This window comes from Prevotella sp. HJM029, from assembly GCF_000599605.1.
Lineage (GTDB): Bacteria > Bacteroidota > Bacteroidia > Bacteroidales > Bacteroidaceae > Prevotella.
In genome coordinates this window covers 1-4,639 of record NZ_AZHT01000112.1, presented here as the reverse complement: position 1 = coordinate 4,639, position 4,639 = coordinate 1, and the positions used below count along the sequence as shown (strand labels likewise).

Sequence of the window (4,639 nt, the reverse complement as noted above, 5' to 3'; positions counted from 1 at the left end):
CAAAACGAGTTCAACAAAATAGAGCTGCTTCTCAAAAGAATGGGCAGCCAAGGTATTCTATACCTTCAAGTGCTACTGAAAATGGTAGGTGTGTTTTGGCAGAAAAGACTCTTTCTACTGAAGATATTTCATCACGAATAATAACAGATAGTATAGAAACCAGACAGCAGATTGTATCATTTCATGAGGACTCCTTGCAGAAATATCTTGCTAAAATTAGAGTAAGTATAGACGACTCAGTGCTTCACATTCCACAAATTTCGGAAGAAAAAATGTTGGCATCGAATGAAAGTATGAAGGTCGATGTAAATCATAAGAAGAAATATACGTGGAAAATTAACTTTGGTTATTCCTCAAATACATCGGGTAATACAATATCTAACTTCAATTATCTGTCAGTTATCGATTATGCAAATGGTGGTGTAGCTGCTAAAATTTATTCCTGGAGAGATTATATCGACTATCTTGACCGCAATCGTATGCTGATGGATTCAATAGAGAATGCAAGGCTACGCCAACAGGCTGTCAACCAGTCTATCTCTGCCGACCAAAGCGTAGCGGAAAAAGTACATCATTATCGTCCTCAAACCTATAGCCTGTCACTCAACAAACAGTTGAGTCCGCGATGGATTTTTGGTACAGGATTAATCTACACAAGATTGAAGTCTGAATTTGAGAATCCTTTCAATGATGCAAAATTGAAAAGAACGCAAAAAATAGATTATATAGGTATACCATTGCACATGACCTATCAAGTGTGGAATAAAGGGAGGCTGAATACTTATGTCACAGGAGGAGTAACTTTTGAAATGCCAGTTCACAGTTCTCTTACCAAAGAGTTTGTCATCACGTCGGATTCCTCGTTCACCATGAGGGGGACTATCCACCCGCGTTATCAATGGTCCGTGAATGTCGGCTTGGGAGTACAATACCAGATTTTCAAACCTTTCAGTTTTTATCTGGAGCCTGGGCTTTCCTACTACTTTAAAAATGGAAGTGGTATTCAAACATACAGAACTGAACATCCGTTTATGTTCAGCATACCTTTTGGGTTAAGATTAACATGGTAGTCATCAAATAAATATAGTATATGAGTCACTTGAATTTAACAAAAAGTCTATTGGCATTTAGCCTGCTTGGGATCATAACAGCGTGTTCATCAGAAAGCACTGTTATCGGAAATGTCAAAGTATCAAATGTCGTTACCTCTGATTGCAAGACGTCCGTATCCAAGAAAGATACTCGCCCCGAGTATCTTACGGATTTTTACAGTACAAAAACGACATTGAGTATGCTTATGGGAAATGACAATACGGTTACAGCTCAGTTTCTTGACGTGATGGATAATTGTACAATTGGTCAATTGAACGTGGATATTACTTGTGTAGAAAACAAAATCATAATCATTCTCTACCCAGACCGTGACATGCTCACTGATTGTGTCTGCCTGTATGATGTGAACTTCAAAATCAGAGATTTATTTCCCGGAAATTATCAGTTAGAAATATTTCAGACAACCACGAACAAGCAGACGAACTCATCCAACAGAATCTATCATGGTACGGTGACTTTGGATTCCAATAAGGTAGTGAGGCTGGCCATGACCCGTTAGGGGAGCCTCAGAGATAATAAAACTAAGACGGTGCGTATATGATTACGCACCGTCTTTTGTATAGATAAGTCTGTAGTATTCCAAAAATATTTTGGAAAAATGAGCAGTCATTTGCATGGATTGGTATCTTTTATTTTGACGGACATGCAGAGCCGTTTTAGATTGTTTAACCAATTAACAGATACATCAATGCAAGCAAGACACTTGGATAGGAAAAGATATTTTGAGGATTCTGCCATCACTTCTTCCCTTTTCTACCTGCCATACATCAGGAAGTTTCATCCGATAACCTCATGCAGCAAAATATTGGAAATTGGGTGTGGCGAGGGAGGAAATCTGAAACCTTTTGCAAATATTGGCTGCCAAGTCTTTGGTGTAGACATGGCACAGATACGAATAGAGCAGGCACGTCAATTCTTTTCAGAAGAAAAATTGAAAGGTCATTTTGAAAGTGGCGACTTCCTTGAATATCCGACTCCAAGTGAAGATGATAAGTTCGATATAGCAATCTTGCATGATGTTATTGAACATGTGCCCGACAAAATTGCATTCTTAAGCCATATTCGCAAGTTTCTAAAAGAAGATGGCATCTTGTTCGTGGCTTTTCCTGCATGGCAGATGCCTTTTGGTGGACATCAGCAAATATGTCGCAATAAGACATGGTCTAAAGTCCCGTACTTCCATCTCCTTCCGAATCCGCTGTATCGCTTTATCCTGAATAGGCTGGCAGGAGAAGAAGAGTCGATGGTAAGTGAACTTATATCGATAAAGAATACCAAATGTCCGATTGAACGATTTGAGAAAGTAGTTAAGGCGACAGGTTTATCTGTATGCAATCGTCAGCTATGGCTTATCAATCCTCACTATCAGCAGAAATTCGGATTACAGCCTCAAAAACTTTGTCGGGGCATTTCCTATATTCCCTTTTTCAGGAATTTCTGTTCTACTTCTTGTTTTTATTTGTTGAAACTTGGATAGTTTTTCTAAAAAACGTGCAACAGAATGGGATGAGTTTTTTCGCAATACTCAGTAAGCATGGAAAACTGATAGAATAGTAAAGGAAAAATCATATTTCTTCATGGAAGTATGTTCTATCTAATTTTTAGCCCTTTTTGATTAGTGTTGGAAAAGCCACTCTACTTTGACCCCTTTGGGCAAATAGAATTTGCTCTTGTTGGTCACAATATTATTGCCCCTTGTAAAGTCCTAGTGCAGGGGGCAATTTTATTTTACCCTTTTAGAGACTCTGGCTTTTCTTAGCCCTTAACTTACGCATGCTTTCGCCATATAATTCTATGGTATGCGCCGTATGAATAATTCGGTCAAGGATGGCGTCGGCTATTGTCGGATCGCCAATCATGTCATACCAGTTGGACGATGGGTACTGCGAGGTTATGATAGTGGATTTCCTTTCGTGCCTGTCCTCAATAATTTCGAGCAGGATAGGACGTTCCTTGGCATCAAGAGGTACAATGAACAGGTCATCAAGGATGAGTAACTGGCAACGCTCAATCTTCTTGAGCTCAGTTTCAAGTGTACCTTTGACTTTGGCAACCTTCAGTGCGCCAAGCAGTTTGGGTGCATTGGCATAGAAAGTACGGAATCCCCTTTTACATGCCTCGTGGCCAAGGGCACATGCTATATAGCTTTTCCCCGTACCTGAAGAGCCGGTAATGAAGAGGTTCTGCCCCTTATGTACAAAGTCAAGGGTGGCGAGGCGTTCCATCTGATTGCGCTCAAGGCCCCGGTTTGTGGCATAGTCAATCTGTTCGAGATAGGCCTTGTATCGGAACGCCGCATTCCTGGTAAGCCGCACTATGGCAGCCTGGGCACGGTAATCCCATTCACGTGCAAGGAGCATGGAAAGGAAAGTGTCCGCCGTCATAGACTATGGAGTAGTGCCGACAAGAAGATGTGTCAAAATAAACCGAACCCCGAAAGTCAGATAAAAGGCTTTCGGGGTTTTTCGTCTTTCCGAAAGTTGAGAAATGCAGCCAATGGCATTTTTAATTCTTCCCAATATTGGGAAAGCCGTTTTTCGCTCATCATACCCCTACGAAAGCCTCTTTTTGCCGTTTTTTATCAATTGTACCCCGTATCTGAGTGATTATAAACTAAAGGTGTACTATGCTAACCCAAATATGAAATATGATGAATCTAATATTGCATATAATGGACAAATAAATATTGTTCAGAATAGAAAAGTCTCTGTAAAATTCAACCCAGAAATTGGTTTACCTGAGAATTAAAGATGTAGGTGTCTATTCAAAATATGGCACTTGGGCTGGTATATATCAGGTCAAGTGCCATATAGTATTGTCAATATTCCATCTTCATCTTATTCCCTATAGTTATTTTTTAGTATCCTCTCTATTTCTGACTCCTTATAGAGTATCTTCCCTGCAAACTGTGTATAGGGAATAATCCTCCTGTCCCGATAGTCCTGTAAGGTGCGAGGGCTGATATACAGTTGCTCGCACACTTCCTTGCCTGTGAGGAAGTGCTCACCGCCAAAGAGCGGCTTGTGTGTCTGTGCTACTTCCTTAATTCTCTTGCTTACTTCGCTGATAGCGGACAGCACTACCTGCATATCGTCTGCCTCCATGTTCAAATCTCTTACTTGTTCCATAGTTCTTTCGCCTTATTTGTTATTCATGGATTTGTCCGTTTTTGATTTCTCCGATTTGGTTTGGAGCAATAGCTCCACATCCTCACGCCTGTAATAGCACTTATGCCTGATCTGAGAGAATGGAAGTACACCTGTATCCCGGTAGTGCTGCAATGTGCGCTTGCTGATGTTGAGCAACTTGCATACATCACCATTGTGCAGCCAATCGGTATGCTTGCTCTGTTCCCCGAATGCCTTGTGGCAGGTCTCGGCAAGGCTGAGAATCTCATTCCTGAGCCTTGCCCAATTTGAATCCGTAATGATAAAATATCCCATAGTTTTATTGTTATTTTGTTTGTAATTCCTTATTGTTTTGCGTCTTACCGCACGTTTCTGCCTGCAAAAGTAGGATGTGTTTT

At 40.6% G+C, this 4,639-nt stretch carries 5 protein-coding genes and 1 pseudogene; 3 read left to right on the top strand and 3 right to left on the bottom strand.

The window, feature by feature from the left end; all coding sequences use genetic code 11:
• From X919_RS0105970 to X919_RS0105960, 3 genes are all read left to right on the top strand, one after another.
• On the top strand, nt 1–1,070 hold a 1,070-nt coding region (locus X919_RS0105970), incomplete at its 5' end, for an outer membrane beta-barrel protein (protein ID WP_028899400.1).
• A gap of 215 nt (nt 1,071–1,285) precedes the next feature.
• Nucleotides 1,286–1,612 (top strand): hypothetical protein, encoded by a 327-nt coding sequence (locus X919_RS17205; protein ID WP_253270093.1) that lies wholly within the window; start codon nt 1,286–1,288, stop codon nt 1,610–1,612.
• 189 nt (nt 1,613–1,801) lie between these two features.
• Nucleotides 1,802–2,590, top strand: coding sequence for a class I SAM-dependent methyltransferase (locus tag X919_RS0105960; protein WP_028899398.1), 789 nt, complete (start codon nt 1,802–1,804; stop codon nt 2,588–2,590).
• A 259-nt stretch (nt 2,591–2,849) separates the two neighbouring features.
• Here X919_RS0105960 and istB read toward each other — a convergent pair.
• From istB to X919_RS0105940, 3 genes and pseudogenes are all read right to left on the bottom strand, one after another.
• Nucleotides 2,850–3,521, bottom strand: a pseudogene (gene istB / locus X919_RS14915) (IS21-like element helper ATPase IstB); the annotation flags it as partial.
• Between the two features lie 429 nt (nt 3,522–3,950).
• Nucleotides 3,951–4,241, bottom strand: coding sequence for a helix-turn-helix domain-containing protein (locus X919_RS0105945; protein WP_028899396.1), 291 nt, complete (start codon nt 4,239–4,241; stop codon nt 3,951–3,953).
• A gap of 12 nt (nt 4,242–4,253) precedes the next feature.
• A complete protein-coding gene (locus X919_RS0105940; protein ID WP_028899395.1) occupies nt 4,254–4,556 on the bottom strand; it encodes a helix-turn-helix domain-containing protein in 303 nt (100 codons plus the stop codon).
• Between the last annotated feature and the right edge of the window lie 83 nt (nt 4,557–4,639).

Excerpts from the sequence above, each read along its gene's own strand:
- X919_RS0105960 (WP_028899398.1), top strand. The coding sequence starts at position 1,802 with ATGCAAGCAAGACACTTGGATAGGAAAAGATATTTTGAGGATTCTGCC.
- X919_RS0105945 (WP_028899396.1), bottom strand. The coding sequence starts at position 4,241 with ATGGAACAAGTAAGAGATTTGAACATGGAGGCAGACGATATGCAGGTA.
- X919_RS0105940 (WP_028899395.1), bottom strand. The coding sequence starts at position 4,556 with ATGGGATATTTTATCATTACGGATTCAAATTGGGCAAGGCTCAGGAAT.